Source organism: Cryobacterium sp. Y57 (genome assembly GCF_002929505.1).
Lineage (GTDB): Bacteria > Actinomycetota > Actinomycetes > Actinomycetales > Microbacteriaceae > Cryobacterium.
Window position 1 is genome coordinate 197,608 of the sequence record NZ_PJJL01000071.1, and the last position, 20,661, is coordinate 218,268.

Consider the following 20,661-nt stretch of genomic DNA (forward strand, 5'->3'; position numbering starts at 1 on the left):
CAGCGACACGACTGGACCACCCGGTGAGCACGTTCGGCGGTTTGAACACCGCGTACACCGGCCTCGTCGCCGCGCGGCAAGGCCTCAACGTGGTCGGGCAGAACATCGCCAACGCCAATACAGATGGCTACACCCGGCAGCGCGTGTCAACCTCTGCTCTCGGCGCCACGGCCTCGACCGGCGTCTTTTCGCAGGGCGCCCGGGTCGGCGAAGGGGTAGCCATGGTCGGGATCGAACGCATCGCCAGCACCCAACTCGACTCGCGGGTGCGAGCGACTGCCGCAACCGCCGGCTACACGGCGGTACGTGCGAATGCACTCGCCTCGGTCGAAGACTCGATGAATGAACCCGGCGAGAATGGCATCTCCGCCAAGCTCGACGAATTCTGGGCCGGCTGGCAGACACTCTCCAATGGCACGGATACGGCCGCCCCCGCCGCGCTGCTGCTCGGAACTGCCGGCGAGCTGGTCACGCAGATCTCGGAGGGCTACCGGGCCGTCTCGACCGAGTGGACCTCGGTGCGCACCGACCTAAACAATATGGTCTCCGAACTCAACGGCGCGGCCACTCAGGTCGCCGCGCTCAACGTGCAGATTCGCCAGAGCCTCGCCACGGGCGGTACGGCCAACGAACTGCTCGACCAGCGCAACTCCCTCACCACTACGATCGCCGCCCTCACCGGAGCCACCGTCACCGAGCAGGCCGACGGCACCGTGAACGTGCTCGTCGGAGGTAACGCGCTCGTCTCTGGGGAAACGGCTCATCAGCTGGACGTCACTGGTGCACGGGTCATGCAGGACAACGTGTCCGTACAGCTTGAGTGGAGAGGCAGCGCTCGCACACCGGTCTCAATAGATGGCGGCGAAATCGCCGGCGCGCTGTCATTGCTGGGCCCGGCCAGTCAAGACACCCTGGCCACGGGTGGTGCTTTGGCCGAAGCCGCAGATGCCTACAATGCGTTCGCCCAGGACCTCGCAAAAAAGGTCAACGAAATTTATAAGGACGGATTCACACAAGCGGGAAAAGACGGCCAGGTCTTCTTCGCCGTCGCGTCGGGGGCACCCACCGCGCAGGCTCTCAGTATTGAGCCGAAGGCATCCGCTGATATGGCCGTTCGCGCATCACAGGATTCTGGCGCGTATGACGGCACGATAGCGGATGCAATCGCACAGCTGGGCGCCGGATTCGCCCCGGATGGCAACGTCATCGTCTCACCGAGCACGGTCTGGTCAGACTTCGTGACGAAGACGGGCGTGCTCACGCAGAGCGAGCTGCAATCGGCAGCGCTGGCCAGCTCGACGTCGTCGGGGGCCGCCAACCAACAACTCGCCAACTCCTCGGTCGACCTCGACGAAGAGAACGTGAACCTGCTCATGTTCCAGCACGCGTACCAGGGGGCGGCTCGCATGATGACGGCCGTCGACGAAATGCTCGACACCCTGATCAACCGCACCGGATTGGTGGGGAGGTAGATCATGGTCGATCGAGTGACCAACCAGACCCAGATGCGCGCGGCCCAGCGCAATCTTCAAGAGAACCTGAGCCAGCTGGCGCACTTGCAGGAACAAGCCAGCACGCTGAAGACCATCAATCGGTCCTCGGACGACCCGACCGCCGCCGCGGCCGCGATGTCGGTGCGGGCCGAGATACGCGCGGTCGACCAGTACAGTGCCAACGCTGACAACGGCAACAACTGGCTGACCACGATCGACTCGGCCCTGTCATCGGCCACCGACATTATGAACCGCGTGCGCGACCTCACGGTGCAGGGCGCGAACTCCGGAGCGCTCACGGTTGCGGCGAAGGAGGCGATCGCCGTGGAGTTGGAGGGTCTCAAGACCGACCTCGTGACCCAGGCCAACACGACGTTTCTCGGCCGTAGCGTCTTCGCCGGTAATTCGGATGATGCCACGGCATTTAACCCGGAGACATACGAGTATGTGGGTGGTACGGGCAGCGTCGACCGACGCATCAGCGCTACCAGCACCGTGCGGGTCGACGCCGACGGCGGAGCCATCTTCGATGCTCCGACCAGCAAGAGCTCCGGCTCGGTGTTCGATCTGATCGACAACATCGTGACAGATTTGCGTTCCCCGACGCCCGTTAATGTGGGAGCACGGCTTACGACTATTGATGAACGGATGGCAGTCATGGTTGGTCAGCACACAGAAATCGGTGCCCGTCAGGTGCAAATTGAACGCGCCCAGTCCACCCTGCTCGAAAAAGCCGGCACACTGGATGCCCAGCGCTCCGGCATTGAAGACGCCGACCTCGGCCAGGTCATCCTCGATTTGAAACTTCAGGAAATGACCTATCAGGCCGCGCTCGCTGTCACTGCCCGTGTACTCCAACCGACCCTGATGGACTTTCTCGCATGAGCAGTACTCTCACCAGTCCGACTCTGCGCTTTGTCTCTCCCCCGCCCGGGCTGGCTCCGCTGACCGACTTTGTGCTCGACGAGATCGACGGGGCCGCTGGTCTGTACTCGCTGCAGGCATTCGCCCAGCCGACCACGCGCCTGTTCGTGCTGGACGCAGCCATCTTTCTGCCGAGCTACACCCCGGTCATCTCCAACGAGCAGTCCGCGGCACTGTCGCTGACGACGCCCGACGACGCCCTCGTGCTGGTGGTCGTCAACCCCGACGAGCGCACCACGGTGAACCTGATGGCGCCCATCGTGGTCAACGCCCGCACCGGCACCTGCGCCCAGCTCATCCTCGATGATCAGGACTGGCCATTGCACGCCGAGCTCGGCGCTGGCAAAAACTAGTTTTTGCGCCGTTCCAGCCTGAGCAGACGATCTGACCCGGGATAGCAAGATCGTAAAAATCGCAGTTATCTACGAACTTCGAGCCGATAACTTCCAATAAAACCTGAGCTAAGATCGTTTTTGTGTTCGATCTGTGAGATACTTGCTGTATGGCGATCACCGACGATCCACCTCCAAATTCGCAGCCTCCACGCGCAAACCGTGCAGCTGCTCAAGGCACCGATAAAGCCGCTCACAAGCGTGCCGACGATGCTAGGCCTCGCACGAGCAGTGCGGAGTCCGCCGCCGACACACGCGCCGCGGCCGAATCCACCGCCGACGCTATAGTCGCGGGGCCCGCTACGGCTGACGCACTGGCTGTGGAGAATGCTGCGGCTGACGCTCGCTCAGCGCACAATGCGGCCGCCCGGGCGGAGTGGGCGGCTGAGATGGCGGCGGCGGGAATTGTCCCCGGCAAGCCCCCGCCCACGCGAAGGTCGGCCGGGCGCAAGACGGTGTCGGGGGTGCAGGCGTTGCATTATGTGGTCGCGGCATCCCTGCAGGATTGGAAGTCGCGCCCCGCCGATGCGGAGCAGGTGCGGCTGCTCGACGCAGTGCGGGAGTGCGACCTCGCCATCAACTCGGCCTATGCCGCGCGGGCGGCCGCGATTGACGACCTCGCCCAGTGGGTGGCCAGTACGGCAATGACCGGACGACCGGTGCCCCGCGTGATGCTGACTCAGGAAGCACAAGCTGCCGGAGACCAGGGCAGGCCGTTGCAGCGCTGGTCAGAGAAACAAGCCGCAGAAGAAGGCCTCGTCGCCGAATTGAGCTGTCTTCTGCGCGTGCACGAGAACACGGCCCGCAACCTGCTCTGTACCAGCAGAAAGTTGCAGCACAACCTACCCGCCACCCGTGCCGAGCTAGAAGCGGGGCTGATCAGCTACCGGCACGTGGAGGTCATCGTTGACAACGCCCTGTCGCTGCCTGACGATGCCTGGTCCGCGTTCGAAACCGAGGTGCTCGCCGGGATCGAGAACCTCACGGTCGGGCAGTTGAAGAAGCAGGCGATCACCGTTCGGGAACTCTCCCACCCAGAATCCATAGTCACCCGCCACAAGAAAGCGCTCAGTCAGCGCTGCTTCTTTGTCATGCCCGGCCGCGACGGCATGGCCTGCCTCGAACTCACCCTCAGCCAGGAAGACGCCGCCGCCATCAGCGATCGCGTCGACACCCTCGCGCGCAGCCTGCACAACGCCGCCCAGCAAGATCCCGTCGACACCCGTACCCTCGGCCAGCAACGCCTCGACGTCGCCGTCGACCTGCTCCTTACCGGGGTGACCGAAACCGGTCTGGGCGCCGGGGTGCAGGGGCTGGTTAACGTGACCGTGCCGGTTTTGACGCTGATGGGCCTCAGTGATGAGCCCGGCACCCTCGACGGGTTCGGCCCCATCGACGCCGAAACCGTTCGCCGCGTCGCCGCCACGGCGAAAAGCTTCACCCGCATCCTGATTCACCCCGAGACCAGCGCGGTTCTCAGCGTCGGTAAAACTCGCTATAAGGTACCCGCCGACCTGAAGAAATGGCTCGAGATCCGCGACGGAACCTGCCGGTTTCCCGGCTGCACCCGCCAGGCCCGTCACAGTGAAATCGACCACACCCACGACTGGCAATACAACGGCGAAACCCGTTGGGACAACCTCGCCCACCTCTGCAAACGCGGCCACCGACTCAAGACAGAGTCCGGCTGGACCGCACGGCAAACCGCTGACGGCGTCCTGCACTGGACCAGCCCCGCCGGCAAGCATTACGCCACCCACCCCGCCACCCGACTCGGACCTCACTCAGCCTCACGCGAACGCGACCCCGCCGTCGATACCGTGCCGCGACCCGTCGACGTCTGGGCCGAACTCGCCAACCCTCACCAAGACGGCTACAGCGCCCCGTTCTAACCGGTTCACCGAACCCTTCGCCCGGTGAGGCGGCCACCCGTCTGTTGCTAGTGCGACTCCGCCTCGATCAGGGCAGCCTCGAAGGCGACCCAGGGCAGCATGGCGCACTTGACCCTGGCGGGGTAGCGCGACACTCCCCCGAAGGCGGCGGCATCCCCGAGAACTTCCTCGTCGGGCTCGATCTTGCCGCGGGAGCGCAGCATCTCGCGAAAGTTGTCGAGGAGGGCGCGTGCCTCGGTCGTGCTCAGGCCGCGCAGGGTATCGGTGAGAATCGAAGCGGATGCCTGCGAAATCGAGCAGCCCTCACCGGTCCAGACCAAATCCGTGACCGTTTCGATGTCGAGCGAGACTCGCAGGGTGACCTCGTCACCGCAGGTCGTGTTGATCTGGTGCGATTCGGCCACCCGCAGGCCGCTCGCGTCGCCGAGCGCTACGGCGTCGGCCAGCGGCGTGAGGTCAACCGCCCCGTGGCGGGCTTTCGCGTGCTCGAGAATAATCGTCTGGTAGAGCTGCTGCAGGTCGCTCATGGCTTGACGCCGAAGAAGGGGGCGACTTCGGCGAGGGTGGCCAGAAACAGGTCGACCTCGTCGGTGGTGTTGTAGAGGTAGGTGCTTGCTCGGGTGGATGCGGTCACACCGAGCCGGCGGTGCAGCGGCTGGGCGCAGTGATGGCCCACCCGCACGGCGATGCCGGCATCGTCAAGAAACTGCCCGACATCGTGAGCGTGCACTCCGGCAACGTCGACGGCGGCGAGCCCCAGCCGTTCCACGCCGAGCCCCTGGCCGAGCAGACGCACGCCGGAGATCTCGGCGACCCCGGCGACCAGGCGCTGGCCCAGCTGGGCTTCCCAGGCAGCGACCCGATCCATACCGGTTTCGCTCAGGTAGTCGACGGCCGCCGCCAGCGCGATCGCCTGCGAGATGCGTTGAGTACCGGCTTCGAAGCGCTGCGGTGGCGCAAGAAACTCGGCAGCGTGCATGTCCACGGTAGTGATCATCGATCCGCCGGTCAGAAACGGCGGCATGTCGGCAAGCAGCTCGGCCCGGCCATAGAGCGCGCCGATGCCGGTGGGGCCGAGCATCTTGTGGCCGGAGAAGACGGCGAAGTCCACATCGAGCGCCTTCACGTCGACCGGCAGGTGCGGCACGGTCTGGCAGGCGTCCAGCACGACCAGTGCCCCGACTTTACGCGCCAGCGCCACAAGTTCGGCGACCGGGTTGATGGTTCCGGTGACGTTCGAGCCGTGGGTGAAGGCGAGGAGCTTCGTCTGTTGACCGACGATAGCCGCTGCGGCCAGCAGATCGAGGCTGCCGTCATCGAACACGGGAATGAAACGCAGGGTGGCCCCGGTGCGCAGCGCCAGTTGCTGCCAGGGAATGAGATTGGCGTGGTGTTCCATCTCGGTGACCACGATCTCGTCGCCGGTGCCCAGGCTGAACCGCCGCGCGGACGGGCCGCCGAGGCCGAGCGAGGCGTTGGAGAAGCTGTAGGCGAGCAGGTTGATGGCCTCGGTGGCGTTGGAGGTCCAGACGATCTCATCGGTCTCTGCGCCGACGAACGCGGCGACTTTGTCGCGGGCGGCTTCGAACCCCTCCGTCGCCTCGACGGCGAGAGTGTGAGCGCCGCGGTGCACTGCGGCGTTTCGCTGCTCATAGTATTCCTGCTCGGCCTCCATCACACTGATCGGGTTCTGCGAGGTCGCTCCCGAGTCGAGATACACGAGCGGATGCCCATTCACCGTCTGGTGCAGCACCGGAAAGTCGTTGCGAATGCGTTCAACGTCAATGTTGGTCAGCGGGGCCAATTTTGGGTGCTGGGCGGCAAGGGCTGGGGAAATGGCGGACGATGGGGCAAAAGACGTCATAGCCCAAGGATATTCCCTCGCCCCGAACGTGGGTACCGCAAAGCGGAGTATGACAAGCGGTGGAAAACCCGGCGGTAGCGTGTGAGGCTTGAGGGGTGACCAAGACTGCCGAACACACCGAGCTGCGCGAGGAGGTGTCACTCGACCGACCGTGGGTGACCCTGGTCTGGGACGACCCGGTCAACCTCATGTCGTATGTCGCTTACGTTTTTCGCAGCTATTTCGGTGTCACCCCCAAGCAAGCCGAACGACTCATGCTGCAGGTGCACAACATCGGCCGGGCCGTCGTGGCTACCGGCAATCGCGAATCCATGGAGCGCCATGTCGAGGCCATGCACGGTTACGGCCTCTGGGCGACACTCGCGATGGCCGACGAATGAGCGTCCGACAGCGCTTCACGCCGCAGCGGGACGGCCTGTTGCTCGGCCGCTTCGAACCGATCGAAGCATACCTTCTACGCCTGGCCACCACCCAGCTTCTCGAAATGCTCGACTTTGGCACCACCGATCCGCACCTCGCCGCGAGCGACGGAGTCTTCGGCCGGCTGCTGCCCGACGCCTACCGAGATGACGACGAAGCGGCGGCCGAGTTTCGCCGCTTTACGGCAACCGGCCTGCTCGAACGCAAAGCCCAGAATGCCCAGATCGTGCTGGACTCATTGGGTGCCAGCGAACCGGATACCGCCACGCTCGACAGCGAGGATCGCCAGCCGGTCATGGTCATGGTCAGTGTCGACCCCGACGCCGTGCAGGCCTGGCTGCGCAGCCTCACCGACCTGCGCCTGACCCTCGCCGATCGGTTGCAGATCTCCTCCGACGGCGTCGTGCACCTCGCCACCGAGGACACTCCGTTTCTACGCGAACTCTATGAATGGCTGGGCATGCTGCAGGAAGAACTGGTCTACGCGATCGACGTCTGACCATCCAGCGTGACGGCGCTATCGGCCTGCTCGGCCAACAGGGCTCGGGCAGCGAGCCCGATCACGGCACTGTAGGTGGGGTAGGCGAATCGCACGTTTGCCAGCGTGGCCAGGTCGATCCCGGCGGCCATCGCCGTCGTGACGGACTGGATGACCTCGACGGCGTTCTCGCCGACCGCGTGGGCGCCGAGAATGAACTCATACCGGCGGTCGGCGATGAGCCTGAGGAATCCCCGCTGGCGATCGTCGATCACCGCCCGATCCAGCACCGAATAGGGCACCACCGTGACGACGCACAGCTCGTCGCGACTCCGGGCATCAACCTCGGTCAGGCCGACGCCGGCGTAGTCCGGATCGGTGAACCCACCCGAGGGAAGCAGGTGGTGCGGGGTTCGTCGGTTGGCATTCAACACGGCGTTCTCGGCTGCGGCCTCTCCTTCGAATTGTGCGGCCTGCACGAGCATGTCTTGGCCGTTGGCGTCACCAACGGCGAAAATGTGCGGTACCGAACTCCGAAAATTCGCATCGACGGGAATGGACGAACTCGTCGTGACCACACCGGCATTTTCGAGTCCGAGGTCACCGATATCCGCCGGCCAGCCGGTTGCCATGATCACAACGTCGAAGCTGCCCGCGCTTTCGTGTCCGTTCTCACGCCAGGTGAGGGTGATCGAGCCGTCACGGGCGCGTTGAAGTCCGTCAATACCGTCAATGCCCAGTCGGACACTGACACCTTGCTCAACGAAAGCCTGGGCGACAGCCTGCGAAACGGACTCGTCAGACGTTGCGAGCACGCGGCTTGCAACATCGAGCAGGGTCACCGCCGAGCCGAAGGAACGAAACGTAGTGACCAGTTGGGCACCGGTGTTTCCGCCACCGATCACGGCCAGGCGAGCGGGAACACTCGGGAGATCGAGCACGTGCTCTGGGACCGTAGCCAACTCGGCTCCGGCAACCGGCAGCCGCCGGGAGTGACCACCGACGCACACCAGCACGGCACCGGCCGTCACCCGGCGCCCAGACTCCAGACTGAGTGTGGAGGCATCCAGAAACCTGGCGCGCCCCTCAAGAATGAGTTCCACACCGGCGTCAGCGAACCGCGTTGCCTCATTTTTCATCACACGCACCCGGTCGACTGTTTGCTGAACGCGGGCGACCGTGGCCGGCCAGTCGATCGGGCGTTCAGTCACTGAGATGCCATAGGCGTCGGCGGTGCGAATCTCCCGCATGAGCCGAGCCGTTTTCGCCAGCACGCGGGTGGGTACGCATCCGGTGTTCACGCACGTGCCGCCCAGGCGGTCAGATTCGCAGACGGCGACGGATGCGCCCAGCTCGGCCGCACGCAGGGCTGCAGCGGTTCCAGCCGGGCCGGCACCGATCACGACCACATCGAAATGATCAGGAACGAGCCCGCTCACATCAGCATCCTGCTGTTCGAACGGCATCGTGTGTTCGGGGGTTGGGGCAGCGGTCATCTCGGTCTCCCACCGTCGTAATCGACGAAATACTGACAGTGTCGGCTGGGAATCAACCTGCGCCCGAGTAGCCGAAGCGCCCCTGTTGGGAGGGTGCTCTCTTCTCTGCTAATCCCGAGCCTCCACAGGTAGTCTGGTCGCAACCCGGTGGGGCATCTGTTACCGCGTTTGGTTCGTCCCTGGGTCACAAACCCTGTGTCAGCGCCGCGCGCGGACGCGCCACCGCCTATCACGTTGGCTTCACGACATGCGACGGAAGACACATGGACCTCAGCACCCTGACCCACATCACCGCAGCACGGCAGCGCAGCGACCTCATCGCGCTCGGGCCGACCGTCGTGCCGCTGGCTGGCGGATCCGAGCTGTTCGCCGACCCGCGCGCCCACCTCACGGCACTCGTCGATTTGCTGACTCTGGGGTGGCCGGCGCTCACGATCACCGAGGATGGTTTCGAGATTGCCGCCACATGCACCTTCGCCGAGCTTTCCCGGCTGCCGATGCGGGCGGGCTGGGCGGCGCATCCATTGTTCTATCAGTGCTGCACGGCCCTGTTCGCCTCCTTCAAGGTGTGGAACGTTGCGACGGTCGGCGGCAACCTGGCCACCTCGCTACCGGCCGGCCCCATGATCACCCTCGCGGTCGCCCTCGACGCCGAACTGCTGGTCTGGCGGGCTGACGGTAGCGACGACATCGTGCCGGCCCGTTCGTTCGTGACCGGCAACATGACCAACGCCCTCGCCGACGGCGATGTGTTGCGCTCCATTCACGTGCCGCTCGCCTCGCTGCACGCGCAGACGGCCTACCGCAAGATTGCCCTGTCGCCGCTCGGGCGCTCGGGAGCAGTGCTCGCCGGCCGGCTCGACGTGCTCGGTGCTTTCGTGCTCACGGTGACGGCAGCGACGCTGCGACCGGTGCAGTTGCGCTACCCGGCGCTACCCGCCGCTCACGTTCTCGCCCGTGATATCACCGCGATCGACTGCTGGTTCACGGACGCCCACGGCGCCGCCGACTGGCGGCGCGCGATGGGCCTGCTGCTCGGCGAAGAGATTCGCCTCGAACTCGAACTGGCCGGAGGCCGCCAATGACGCTGGAACAGGCGAAAATCGAGGCTGTCGACGCCATGACCTTTGAGGTCAACGGCACCCGGGTCGAGGCGACGCCGCATCCTGGTCAGAGCCTGCGCACGCTCCTGCGCGAGCACGAACACTTCGATGTGAAGACAGGCTGTGATACGGGCGACTGCGGTGCCTGCACGGTGCAGGTCGACGGCACACCCGTGCACTCCTGCATCTTTCCCGCGTACCGAGCCGCGGAAAAGCAGATCACGACGGCGTCCGGCCTCGGCCAGCCGGGCACCCTCTCCCCCCTACAACAACGTTTCGTCGACTCCGCTGGCTTTCAGTGCGGCTTCTGCACCCCGGGCATGATCGTCACCGCCACCGCCATCGAAGCGAGTACCGATCTGAGCGTCGACGACCTGCCCCGTCTCTTGAAGGGCAATCTCTGCCGGTGCACCGGCTACCGCTCGATTTCCGATTCGATCGTCGGCGAGCACACCCCGTTAGACGGGTCCTGCCACACCGCACCGGGGCGCGAGCACGCCGAGACGTCGAGCCTCGGACCGGTGCGGGCGACCGGGCGCACCGGGGGTGCCCGGGCCGTCGGCCTGGTCGGCACCTCCCCCGGCGCGATCGCCGGGGAGCGCGTGGTGAGCGGCCTGGAGCCGTACACCCTCGACGTGGCCGTCCCCGGCCTGCTGCACCTGGCCGTGTTGGGGAGTCCGCACGCCCACGCACGCATCCGATTTCTGAATGTGGCCACAGCTGCTGCGCTGCCGGGCGTGCACCGCGTGCTCACCCATGCCGATTCCCCCAGCACCCTGTTTTCGACCGCGCGGCACGAGAGCAGGTTCGACGACCCCGACGACACCCGGGTCTTCGACCAGATCCTGCGCTTTCGCGGCCAGCGGGTGGCGGCAGTCGTGGCCGATTCGGTGGCGATCGCCGAGGCGGCCTGTCGATTGATCGACGTTGAATACGACCTTCAAGACGCCGTGTTCGATCCGAAGCTGGCCCGACAACCGGGGGCTCCCCTCGTGCACGGCGACAAAGATCCGGTCGTCTCACGCCTGGCAGATCCCGGACGCAACCTCGTTACTGAGCTGCACGGCGAATACGGCTCCGTCGAGGCCGGTTTGGCCGAGGCCACTACCGTCGTGTCGGGCAGCTGGCAGACCCAGCGCATCGCGCACACCCACCTCGAGACCCACGCCACGATCGGTTGGCTCGACCACGGCCGACTGGTCTTGCGCACGAGCTCGCAGGTTCCGTTCTTGGTGCAGAAGGAGATCTGCCGCTTGTTCAACCTCGACCCGGCCGGGGTGCGCGTCTTCACCGCGCGAGTCGGCGGCGGCTTCGGCGGCAAGCAGGAGCTACTCACGGAAGACCTCGTCACCCTCGCCGTGCTCGCAACCGGCCGCCCGGTGCAGTACGCATTCACCCGCACCGACGAGTTCACCATCGCCCCGGTACGACATCCGATGACGATCGACGTCACTCTCGGGGCAGGGCGGGACGGCCGTCTCACCGCATTGAAGCTGGACGTGCTCGCCGATACGGGCGCCTACGGCAACCACGCACCCGGCGTGATTTTTCACGGTACGAGCGAATCCGTCGCGCTCTACAACGTGCCCAACAAGAGAGTGGATGCCCAGAGCGTCTACACGAATAATCCTCCATCGGGTGCCTTCCGCGGCTACGGTCTCGGCCAGATCACCTTCGCAATCGAATGCGCCCTCGACGAGCTGGCCCGCGAACTTGCTGTGGACCCGTTCGAACTGCGGCGGCTCAACTCGGTGCAACCCGGAGATCCGCTCGTCGTCACCCACGAAGAAGGCCCTGACCTCGTTTTCGGCAGCTATGGCCTCGACCAGTGTCTCGACCTCGCTGAAGCGGCTCTGAAGCGCGGCAATCGGGTCGTCCCACCGGCCGGGTCACAGTGGCGGTTCGGTACCGGCATGGCATCGTCGATGATCGCCACGACACCGCCGCGCGGCCACCGCTCGCAGGCATCCGTTTCGCTGATGCCCGGTGGCCGTTACCTGGTGCGGGTCGGCACGACCGAATTCGGCAACGGCACCACGACCGTGCACGCGCAGATCGCCGCGACGGCGCTGTGCACGACGATCGACCGAATCGATCTGGTGCACTCCGATACAGACGCCGCCGGGTACGACTCGGGTGCGTTCGGCTCGGCCGGTGTCGTCGTTGCCGGCAAGGCCGTCCTGGCCGCGGCGTCGGCGCTGGCCGAATCGCTCGGCGAGGCCGCGGCGTCATGCACCGGAATTGACTCAGCGGTGGCCTGGCAGCTGGAGCGCGACGGGCTCCGGGCCGTGGGAGCAGGCTCCGGGCTTCTCTCGCTTGACGACCTGGCGCTCTGGGCCGCGGCCAACGACGTGGACCTGACCGCCACGCGGCGAGAAAACGGTGCGCTGCGATCCCTGGCCTTCAACGTGCACACGTTTCGGGTGGCGGTGAACACCGACACCGGTGAGGTGCGCATTCTGCAGTCGATCCAGGCCGCGGATGCCGGCTTCGTCATGAATCCCGAGCAGTGTCGCGGACAGATCGAGGGCGGGGTGGCTCAGGCGCTCGGCACTGCCCTGTTCGAGGAGGTTGTCCTCGATGGCGCCGGGGCCGTGACGACTCGGGTGCTGCGTAATTACCACGTGCCCCAGCTCGCGGATCTGCCGGTTACGGAGGTCTATTTTGCGCAGAGCCACGACGTGCTCGGGCCCTACGGTGCCAAATCGATGAGCGAATCGACCTACAACCCGGTCGCGCCGGCGTTGGCCAATGCGATTCGCGACGCGATCGGCATTCGCCCGACCGAGCTGCCGATGTCGCGCGACCGCATCTGGCGGCTGCTGCACGGCTAAGTAGACACCGCGCGTCGGCCGGCAGCGCTGACCGGCAGCGCTGGTGTGGAGAGTGTCGCCGAAACGGAAGCAATTGTCCGCTGTGTCCCGTGAATGAGGATATTCTACGTAGATATGTACGAATCAGCGGGTCACGAAGTCTTTCGCGGCCATATCTTTCACATTGCTGGCGCTCCGACGGTCGGTGAGGCTCGCCAACACCTCGTCTCGATTCCCGACGGCGCCCTCATCACGGGTGAAGATGGGAGCATTGTCTGGGTCGGCTCGTATGCCCAGCTGCCGGCGGCGTTCGCCCAGTTGCCGGTGACCCGGACCGGGTTCATCCTGCCGGGTTTCGTCGACACCCATATCCATTTTCCGCAGACGTACACCACGGATGCCTATGGCGGCGGCCAGCTGCTCGAATGGCTCGATGAGTGCGTGTTCCCGGCCGAGTCGCGGCTGGAAGACCCGGGGTTTGCGCGCCAGGTGGCGCGCGATTTCACGCGGCAGCGGGTATCCGTCGGTACAACGAGCGCCCTCGTGTTCGGGTCGGCGTTTGCGCCCGCGCAGGATGCCCTGTTTGAACAAACGCAAGCGGCCGGCCTGCGGCTGGTGAGTGGACGCGGCATCCAGACCGTCGGCACCGACTCCGCTCGCGCGCTCATCACAAGCGAGCAGGCGGCGATCGAGCTCAGCATGGCGGAGATAGACCGCTGGCACGCTGTTGATACCGGTGACGCCCACACCGCGCTGCTGCAGGTCGCGATCGTGCCGCGCTTCAGCCTGTCGGTGACGCCGACGACCTTGGCCGGGCTCGGTGAGCTCTACGACTCGGTGCGCGGCCGCGGGGTGTACTTTCACAGCCATCTCAACGAGAACGATCGGCCAGGCTCCGGGGAGATCGACGCCGTGCGCTCGGTGTTCGGCACGAAGACCTACCTCGACACGTATGACGGCTACTTCCTGCCGGGCTCGCTTCGCGGCGGCTCCAGCCTGCTCGGTCCCCGCAGCATTCTCGCCCACGCCGTGCACTGCCAGGACAGTGAGCTGGCCCGTCTGGCCGACACCGGCACGTCGATCGCGCACTGCCCCACCTCGCAGGCGTTCCTCGGGTCGGGCACCATGCCGTGGCGCCGCACTACCCAATTCGGAGTGAACGTCGCGATCGGAACGGATGTCGGCGGCGGCGACGAATGGCTCGTTTCACGGGTGCTCAACGATTGCTACAAATCGCACCTGTCCGAGCCGGGAGATGCCGGTGCGGCACTCGATCCGGCCGCGCTGTTGTTCACCGGCACCCTCGCCGGGGCGCGCGCCCTCGACATGGAGGAGCGGTTCGGCAACTTCGACCTCGGCAAGGATGCGGACTTCCTGCTGATCGACCCGGGCTGCTGGGAACCCCTCGCGCTCGTCCTGGAGAACGCTGTGCGCGCCGACGACGCCGCGCTGGCGGCCGAACAGACCCTGTTCGCTCTGCTGCTGGCCCTGCGCGAGCCCGCGATCACCGGCGTCTATGTGCGGGGTCGCCGCGTGAGTGTGGACTAGGCCGGGCTGGGTTTCGCAGGCCGCCGCAAAACTCTACGATGACAGTCATGTTTCTTCCGCCGTCGCCCAGCCGCGTGGCTGGGCTGGTGCTTGCCGCCGGTGCCGGTTCGCGCTATGGCATGCCCAAAGCCCTCGTGCGCGACGGCGCCGGGCGCTCCTGGCTGCAACGCGCCGTCGATGTCCTGGCCGAGGCCGGATGCTCCCCCGTTATCGTCGTGCTCGGCGCCCGCGGGGCCGAGGCGGCGGCCTTGCTCGACGCTGGTGATGATGATTCCACCGGTGCGCCAGTTTGGGTCAGGGACCGGCTACCGGCATCCGTTCGCATCGTGCAGGCGACTGACTGGGCCGAAGGGCTCTCCGCGTCCCTGCGCGCCGGTCTGCGCTGCGCCATCGAATACCCCGATCTCACGGCGGTCGCGGTCATCCCGGTGGACGTGCCCGATCTGAACGCTGCCACGGTCGCGCGAATGGTTGGCACGAATTTCAGCACCAATTTCGGCACCACGGCTGCGCCGGGCGCGACCGTTTTCTCGGCCAGCACTCTGCGCCAGGCCCGGTTTTCCGGCCGGTCGGGGCATCCCGTCGTGATCGGCCGGGAGCACTGGACGCCCCTCCTGGATACCCTCGCCGGCGACACCGGTGCCCGCCCGTACCTGCGCGCGCACCCGGTCGAACACATCGAATGCGGTGACTTGGGAACGGGTGTCGACGTCGACCGGCCGAACTGACCGGTTCCTCGCCTAACTCCGGGCCGGCATTCGGGTGAGAGCGGCGTAGGCCCGCTCGGCCCCGGATTGCCGGGTCAACGACAGCGCGAGCGCGTCGAGGCGGGCGCGCGGGTCAGCGCCAAGGCGCAGCATCCGCTCGCAGGCGGCCCGCAGGTCGAGAACCGTAGCGGTATTGGGCGGCAAGGAGGTGCCGAAGCCCGCCTCGTCGAGGGCGGCCGCGCCGGCGAACTGGTCGGTCGAGAACGGCAGCACGACGAGCGGAACTCCGGCCGTCATCGCCTCGGTGACCGAATTGTTGCCGCCGTGGGTGACGGCGAGCACGGCTTGTTGCAGCAGGCGAACCTGCGGCAGGAACGCGCGCACCAGCCAGGCGGCGGGCAAGGCCCCCAACTCGGTGGGGTCGGTCGCCCCGGCGGCGATGGCGACCCGCACCGGAAGGCCGTCGAGGGCGGCGACGACGCGGGCGAGCACGTCACCACGCACCGAGAGAAAACTTCCGAAACTGACGTAGACAACGGGCAGCGAATCGGCTGCCAGCCAGGCCTCGACCTCGGGGTCGACGGCCTCGGAGCGCACGGCAGACCCGAGAAACACGTGGGGCGGCAGCAGCCTCGTTCGCGCCGGTGCGTGCAATTCGCCCGGGTAGTTGAGCAATAGCACGTCGCCCGATTCCTGAAAGGCGTCCCGGCTTGGCTCGGCGTGTGGGTCGAGCTCGTGCAGGGCGGTGTTCCACTGGGCCGTGAAGGTGTCGCGCACGGCCGCGCACTGCCCGTGGAGCAGGGCCAGTTCCGAGGTGGCGGGCGAGAACACGGCGGGCCAGGCCGGCGGGTAACCGTAGACCTCGGCGGCTACGGGCAGCGCAGACGGATGCCCCAGTACGACATCCGCGTGCGCGACGCCGGCACTGAGCAAGCCCAGCCGTGCGCTGAAGGCCAAGTGGTCGACGATGACCTGGTCTGGCTGCACCCGGGCGACGATGCGCTGCACCTCGCGAGCGATGACGACCGGGTTGTAGAGCAGATCGCTGCTGCGCGCCTCGGCCTGAAATTGCAACGTGTCAACCATTCCTCGGCGGGTCGCGTTGAAAAAACCCCGCAGGGCGTCGTCTTCGCCAGCGGGCTGCTGCTCGGCCCGGATCGTGCCGGGGTTGGAGCCGCGGCCCAGTTGGAGATGCTCTCGTTCGAACCCGAACGCGGTCACGATGTCGGCCGTGGCCGGCCCGCTCGCCACCACGACGCGTTCGCCGGCCTGCGCCCAGGCAACGCCGAGCGTTGCGAGTGGGTACAGGTGCGAGGCGTAGTCCGGGCTGATGATCAGCAGCGTCACGAAACGCTCAGTTCCCAGGCGACCGGCTCGGTCGCCACGGCGACGCCGTGGTAAACCTCACCGAGTGCCGACGCCATTGCTTCGATGGTGAACTTGTTCGTGACCATGCTGCGGGCTCGTGCCGCATTGGCGCCCCCCTGCGCGCTGCCAGCGAGGTCCAGGGCTTTTGCCATGGAGCGAGCGAGAGCGGCGCTGTCACCGGTATCGACGAGAATGCCGGTCACTCCCTGCTCGATGTACGTGGCCGGTCCGCCCCCATTCGGCGCGACCACCGTGAGTCCGGTGGCCATCGCCTCGAGTAGAGCGATTCCGAATTCCTCTTTCATACTCGCGCAGACGTACACCCCGAACGGTGCCGCCAGGCCCGGGCGGCCGTAGCGCACGGCAGCCAGCCACCGAGCGACGGTGTCATTGGGGCGATGACCAGCCAGCAGCAGGCCCCGGGCAGCCAGATCGGCCAGGGCGCCGCCGGCCAGGATACGGGTCATGCGCTGCAGCTCGATGCCTTCATCACACGACGGATGCTCCAGGTCACCTCCCACAATCAGCAGATTGCAGCGAGCTCGCAGTTCGGAGTCAGCGTTCCACGCCTCGACCAGGCTGGCCATACCCTTCACGCGGTGCAGCCGACCGACGCTGATCAGCAGTGGCAGGCCTCGCCGAGCGCTCGGAAGCGTCCCGAGCAGGGTGTCGAGCTGGGTGAAGGCCACCGCTGCGGGTTCCGCTGCTGCTCGGGTATGCGCATCGGCAGAAACCAGCAGACTTCCGCCGGTCAGTCCGAGAGATCCGAGCGCATCCGTGCGGGAGCGTTCGATCACCGCGAGATCGATTCCCTCGGGAATGACCGAGTGCCGTTCCGGGTGCGCGTCAATGTCGATTCCCGTCAGACGTTCAATATCTTGCTGTAGTCGCGGTCGCGGAAACAGAACGGTGTGAGCGGCATCCGCGGCGAGCCGCTGCACGAGACGGGCGCGAAACCAAAAATGCTCGACGGCATCGACGGTGCCGAAGTTGGCCCGGGTGAGCGCGCCACTCGCGTCGAGGGAGTCGATCACTCCGTGCGGATCTGGCGCGACGGTGAAGACGACGGGAATGTCCAGGTCCCGCGCCACCGTTGCAGCGGCGAGGCTGCCGACATCGGCCATGCGCAGGTGAATCGCATCGACCACACCGGCCGCGCGGAGGATGCGCCGAATGCCGCGCTGCGCGGCAACCCGCCGAGGCCACGCATCGATCGACGGGACCGCGCCGCCAACGAATGGAATCGCCGCGAATGAGTGCCCACGCCGGGTCTTCCCGATAGTGGCCAGGCCGCTCAGCGCCGACTCGTGTGTGCCACGCGACATGGTGATGACCCGTTCTACCGATTCTCCTTCTTCCGCGCGGCCAGCGGTGAAACGGCGGCCGACGAACGGCGCACGAAGAGCGGATGCTGCGGCGTTCTGCGTTCCGCCGCCTGGCCGGCCAGTTGGCCGGGCAACGAGGGCGTCACCGAGCCGTACCAGCAGGGTCGCGATGCCGCCGTTGTCGCCGACGCCCACCTGTGAGAGTTCACCGTCGATATCGGCGTGGAGGAACAGCTGGGCGATCGTGGTGCCTCGGTTCCATTTCGGCCGCGGCGCACTCGTCGCCGTGAGATCGAATAGTGCCAGCCGGGCTACAGCTGCGAGTTCGATCTCGTCGCCGGACGCGACGTTGTCTTGCGCGAGAACGTTGAGCAACCCGAGCACGGCTTCGCTCGGGGATCGATCGCCGAGGCCGGCAATTGCGGCGGTACGAGCATCCAGGCTCTCGGTGCTGTCGGTGGCCACCCCACGCAGCAGGCGTTCGGGAACGCGGCCGGGAATCAGGCCGATGGTCTCGATGAGGCGTGCGCGGGCATCCGTTTCACAGATGCCGAGCAGCGAACCTTCCAGCAGCAGGGCCACCTGGTCCGCAGCCGAAGAACCCCACTGTTCCAGGGTGCGCTGAGCGAGCATGCCGGAAAAGCCACCCTGCCGAACCAGGGTGACCAGGCCGGCGATCGCGTCGTAGCGCGGCAGCCGGGTGCCAAAGGCCCATGCGGCATGCTCGCGCAGAAAAGCTGAGTCGTGGTGAAGCAGAGCCACCAGCACCTCATCGGCAGAGTCGTCGAAGACCTGGGCGAGGGCGTGAACGGCGGCGATAGCGGTGAGCTGGTCGCTCAAATCGGTCGCGGCCTGGGCGAGCAGTCGCACAGCGCGGGCGCCCCCATCGCGGCTGGCTGCCACGGTGAGGTCGTCGGCGCGTCGAATTCCCTCGAGCAGCGTTGCGGCGGATCGTTGATCGTCGAGTGCGGTGTGGGTAGCCATCGGCTGCTCCTTGTCGTGAAACTCCGCGGATCAATCGTGGCGATTTGGGTTTGCCACGAGTGAACATGGGTGAATTTCGGTACTTCCGGTTCAAAAAACATCGAGGATCCCGAACACGAAGGCGCACGAATCAGGTTTAGCTAGCTAGGTTAGCAACTTCCCCACTCGCCATCATTGCATGAATGAGAGCACCCGGGCTGACAGAGTGCCGCAATCGGCGTCGAGCGCTCACTACGCAAAAAAGAGCCACGCCCCAGTGACTGGGGCGTGGCTCTTTGTGTTTAGGTCTGCAAATGCCGGGTTTATCCGAACAGCGCTGTTACCTTCGCGAGTGTCTGAGAAATGCCGAAGGCCAGCGGGATTCCCACCAGCGCCCAGGCCAGGATGACTTTTAGGACCTTCATGCGTGCGCCTTCTTTGCTTGTGCACCGACGAGCGGCTTTTCAGGTTCGTGAAAGTCGGTGTGAACGGGTCGCACGAACAGGTTCGCCACAAAACCGACAACGAGCAGCCCGACCATGGTGAGCAGGGCCGGCTGATAGGCCGCTGCCGTCAACGCACCCGGAGCTCCCTGCGCATCCAGGAACGAGTTCACGATGAGCGGACCGGCAATACCGGCCGCCGACCAGGCCGTCAGCAGGCGGCCATGGATGGCCCCCACCTGAAAGGTTCCGAACAGGTCCCGCAGGTAGGCCGGAGCGGTAGCGAAACCGCCACCGTAAAACGAAATGATGATGAAGGCCAGAACAACGTAGAGCGCTGTCGTGCTTGACCCGACGAGGGCCAGCAGCACGTACAACACCGTGCCAACGCCGAGGTAGACCATGTAGATGTTCTTGCGTCCGGTCTTGTCCGACGTAGCCGACCAGGCGAATCGTCCGCCCATGTTAGCGAGCGACAACAGGCCCACGAAACCTCCGGCAACGGCCGCCGAGACCAAGGAGTTGCCGTCGCTCTGCCGGAAGAAGTCCTGGATCATCGGTGCGGCCTGCTCGAGAATGCCGATACCGGCCGTGACGTTGCAGAACAAGACGACCCAGAGTAGCCAGAACTGACGCGTGCGAATGGCGTTCTTGGCTGAAACATGGTTGCTCGTGACGAGGGCCTTGACCCGCACCTTGGACGCATCGAATCCGGCCGGTACCCAATCAGCGGCTGGAACCTTGATCGTGAAAGCTCCGAACATCATGTAGGCGAGATAGATCACGGCGAGGGTGAGAAAAAGCTTGCCCACGGAATCGCCGCTCGCCACCCAGTTCGCTGCCCCGGAGTTGGGGTCATAGAAGCCGAGTAGCGCCGTCGACACTGGGCTGGCGATGAGGGCGCCGCCTCCAAAGCCCATGATGGCCATGCCGGTGGCGAGGCCCGGGCGGTCTGGGAACCACTTGATGAGGGTCGAAACGGGCGATATGTAGCCGATGCCGAGCCCGATGCCGCCGATGAAGCCGTAGCCGACGTAGACCAGCCACAGCTGGTTCGAAAAGATTCCAAGCGAACCGATGAGGAATCCGCCCGACCAGAACAGAGCCGCGACGAACATGGCCTTGCGCGGCCCGTTGGTGTCGACCCAGGTACCCATGATGGCCGCCGACAGGCCGAGCATCACGATGGCGATCGAGAAGATCACCCCGACCTGCACCAGGCTGGCGTCGAAGTGCGCCACGAGCGCCGTCTTGTACACACTCGTGGCGTAGGCCTGACCGATACAGAGGTGTACGGCCAGTGCTGCGGGCGGAATCAGCCAACGGTTGAATCCAGGTGGGGCGATGGTGCGGTCTCGGTCGAGCCAGCTCATGGAGATATCCTTGCTGCCGGTATGGCGATAGCGACTCTGCTGTGCGTTTCGGCTGTCCA

General features: G+C 65.8%; 16 protein-coding genes. 10 read left to right on the plus strand and 6 right to left on the minus strand.

What is annotated here, in order from left to right:
* Window positions 1-23: 23 nt before the first annotated feature.
* The 4 genes from flgK (at window position 24) to CXY72_RS15100 (ending at window position 4,701) form a co-directional block, all read left to right on the plus strand.
* Complete coding sequence (gene flgK, locus CXY72_RS15085) at window positions 24-1,472, plus strand: flagellar hook-associated protein FlgK (protein WP_104128478.1); 1,449 nt, start codon at window positions 24-26, stop codon at window positions 1,470-1,472.
* Window positions 1,473-1,475: 3 nt separating this feature from the next.
* Entirely contained in the window at window positions 1,476-2,378 is a 903-nt protein-coding gene (gene flgL, locus CXY72_RS15090; protein WP_104128479.1) for a flagellar hook-associated protein FlgL, read from the plus strand.
* Entirely contained in the window at window positions 2,375-2,770 is a 396-nt protein-coding gene (gene fliW / locus CXY72_RS15095; RefSeq protein WP_104128480.1) for a flagellar assembly protein FliW, read from the plus strand. Before flgL ends, fliW begins: the two co-directional genes overlap by 4 nt.
* 149 nt (window positions 2,771-2,919) lie before the next feature.
* The gene (locus CXY72_RS15100; RefSeq protein WP_104128481.1) at window positions 2,920-4,701 is read left to right on the plus strand and encodes an HNH endonuclease signature motif containing protein; all 1,782 of its coding nucleotides are present in this window, start codon (window positions 2,920-2,922) and stop codon (window positions 4,699-4,701) included.
* A gap of 47 nt (window positions 4,702-4,748) precedes the next feature.
* Here the strand turns inward: CXY72_RS15100 and sufU are convergent, their stop codons facing one another.
* Both sufU and CXY72_RS15110 read right to left on the minus strand, forming a co-directional pair.
* Window positions 4,749-5,228, minus strand: a complete 480-nt coding sequence (gene sufU, locus CXY72_RS15105) for a Fe-S cluster assembly sulfur transfer protein SufU (protein ID WP_104128482.1) — start codon at window positions 5,226-5,228, stop codon at window positions 4,749-4,751.
* Entirely contained in the window at window positions 5,225-6,565 is a 1,341-nt protein-coding gene (locus CXY72_RS15110; RefSeq protein ID WP_104128483.1) for an aminotransferase class V-fold PLP-dependent enzyme, read from the minus strand. The genes sufU and CXY72_RS15110 overlap by 4 nt, the downstream gene beginning before the upstream one ends.
* A gap of 95 nt (window positions 6,566-6,660) precedes the next feature.
* Here CXY72_RS15110 and clpS point away from each other — a divergent pair, with 95 nt between their 5' ends.
* Both clpS and CXY72_RS15120 read left to right on the plus strand, forming a co-directional pair.
* Entirely contained in the window at window positions 6,661-6,945 is a 285-nt protein-coding gene (clpS, locus tag CXY72_RS15115; RefSeq protein ID WP_104128484.1) for an ATP-dependent Clp protease adapter ClpS, read from the plus strand.
* Complete coding sequence (locus tag CXY72_RS15120) at window positions 6,942-7,484, plus strand: DUF2017 family protein (RefSeq protein WP_104128485.1); 543 nt, start codon at window positions 6,942-6,944, stop codon at window positions 7,482-7,484. The genes clpS and CXY72_RS15120 overlap by 4 nt, the downstream gene beginning before the upstream one ends.
* Here the strand turns inward: CXY72_RS15120 and CXY72_RS15125 are convergent.
* On the minus strand, window positions 7,466-8,959 hold the full coding sequence (locus tag CXY72_RS15125) for an NAD(P)/FAD-dependent oxidoreductase (protein WP_233197865.1): 1,494 nt from the start codon (window positions 8,957-8,959) through the stop codon (window positions 7,466-7,468). The two genes, CXY72_RS15120 and CXY72_RS15125, sit on opposite strands and share 19 nt — an antisense overlap.
* Window positions 8,960-9,222: 263 nt before the next feature.
* Here CXY72_RS15125 and CXY72_RS15130 point away from each other — a divergent pair, with 263 nt between their 5' ends.
* The 4 genes from CXY72_RS15130 to CXY72_RS15145 all read left to right on the plus strand — a co-directional run bounded on the left by CXY72_RS15130 (window position 9,223) and on the right by CXY72_RS15145 (window position 15,151).
* Window positions 9,223-10,044 carry an FAD binding domain-containing protein gene (locus CXY72_RS15130; RefSeq protein ID WP_104128486.1) on the plus strand — a complete coding sequence of 274 codons (822 nt, stop codon included), beginning with the start codon at window positions 9,223-9,225 and terminating at the stop codon, window positions 10,042-10,044.
* 35 nt (window positions 10,045-10,079) lie between these two features.
* Window positions 10,080-12,896 (plus strand): molybdopterin-dependent oxidoreductase, encoded by a 2,817-nt coding sequence (locus tag CXY72_RS15135; RefSeq protein WP_104128608.1) that lies wholly within the window; start codon window positions 10,080-10,082, stop codon window positions 12,894-12,896.
* Window positions 12,897-13,010: 114 nt separating this feature from the next.
* On the plus strand, window positions 13,011-14,423 hold the full coding sequence (locus CXY72_RS15140) for an amidohydrolase family protein (protein ID WP_104128487.1): 1,413 nt from the start codon (window positions 13,011-13,013) through the stop codon (window positions 14,421-14,423).
* A gap of 47 nt (window positions 14,424-14,470) precedes the next feature.
* Window positions 14,471-15,151 carry an NTP transferase domain-containing protein gene (locus CXY72_RS15145; RefSeq protein WP_104128488.1) on the plus strand — a complete coding sequence of 227 codons (681 nt, stop codon included), beginning with the start codon at window positions 14,471-14,473 and terminating at the stop codon, window positions 15,149-15,151.
* A gap of 12 nt (window positions 15,152-15,163) precedes the next feature.
* Here CXY72_RS15145 and CXY72_RS15150 read toward each other — a convergent pair whose 3' ends face one another.
* The 3 genes from CXY72_RS15150 to CXY72_RS15160 form a co-directional block, all read right to left on the minus strand.
* On the minus strand, window positions 15,164-16,477 hold the full coding sequence (locus CXY72_RS15150; RefSeq protein ID WP_104128489.1) for a nucleotide disphospho-sugar-binding domain-containing protein: 1,314 nt from the start codon (window positions 16,475-16,477) through the stop codon (window positions 15,164-15,166).
* Complete coding sequence (locus CXY72_RS15155) at window positions 16,474-18,807, minus strand: glycosyltransferase (RefSeq protein ID WP_104128490.1); 2,334 nt, start codon at window positions 18,805-18,807, stop codon at window positions 16,474-16,476. The genes CXY72_RS15150 and CXY72_RS15155 overlap by 4 nt, the downstream gene beginning before the upstream one ends.
* 400 nt (window positions 18,808-19,207) lie before the next feature.
* Window positions 19,208-20,602 carry an OFA family MFS transporter gene (locus tag CXY72_RS15160; protein ID WP_104128491.1) on the minus strand — a complete coding sequence of 465 codons (1,395 nt, stop codon included), beginning with the start codon at window positions 20,600-20,602 and terminating at the stop codon, window positions 19,208-19,210.
* Window positions 20,603-20,661: the final 59 nt, after the last annotated feature.

Excerpts from the sequence above, each read along its gene's own strand:
- CXY72_RS15130 (WP_104128486.1), top strand. The coding sequence starts at position 9,223 with ATGGACCTCAGCACCCTGACCCACATCACCGCAGCACGGCAGCGCAGC.
- CXY72_RS15120 (WP_104128485.1), top strand. The coding sequence starts at position 6,942 with ATGAGCGTCCGACAGCGCTTCACGCCGCAGCGGGACGGCCTGTTGCTC.
- CXY72_RS15160 (WP_104128491.1), bottom strand. The coding sequence starts at position 20,602 with ATGAGCTGGCTCGACCGAGACCGCACCATCGCCCCACCTGGATTCAAC.
- CXY72_RS15140 (WP_104128487.1), top strand. The coding sequence starts at position 13,011 with ATGTACGAATCAGCGGGTCACGAAGTCTTTCGCGGCCATATCTTTCAC.
- CXY72_RS15125 (WP_233197865.1), bottom strand. The coding sequence starts at position 8,959 with ATGACCGCTGCCCCAACCCCCGAACACACGATGCCGTTCGAACAGCAG.
- flgL (WP_104128479.1), top strand. The coding sequence starts at position 1,476 with ATGGTCGATCGAGTGACCAACCAGACCCAGATGCGCGCGGCCCAGCGC.
- CXY72_RS15135 (WP_104128608.1), top strand. The coding sequence starts at position 10,080 with ATGACCTTTGAGGTCAACGGCACCCGGGTCGAGGCGACGCCGCATCCT.
- CXY72_RS15110 (WP_104128483.1), bottom strand. The coding sequence starts at position 6,565 with ATGACGTCTTTTGCCCCATCGTCCGCCATTTCCCCAGCCCTTGCCGCC.
- CXY72_RS15155 (WP_104128490.1), bottom strand. The coding sequence starts at position 18,807 with ATGGCTACCCACACCGCACTCGACGATCAACGATCCGCCGCAACGCTG.
- fliW (WP_104128480.1), top strand. The coding sequence starts at position 2,375 with ATGAGCAGTACTCTCACCAGTCCGACTCTGCGCTTTGTCTCTCCCCCG.
- CXY72_RS15100 (WP_104128481.1), top strand. The coding sequence starts at position 2,920 with ATGGCGATCACCGACGATCCACCTCCAAATTCGCAGCCTCCACGCGCA.
- sufU (WP_104128482.1), bottom strand. The coding sequence starts at position 5,228 with ATGAGCGACCTGCAGCAGCTCTACCAGACGATTATTCTCGAGCACGCG.
- CXY72_RS15145 (WP_104128488.1), top strand. The coding sequence starts at position 14,471 with ATGTTTCTTCCGCCGTCGCCCAGCCGCGTGGCTGGGCTGGTGCTTGCC.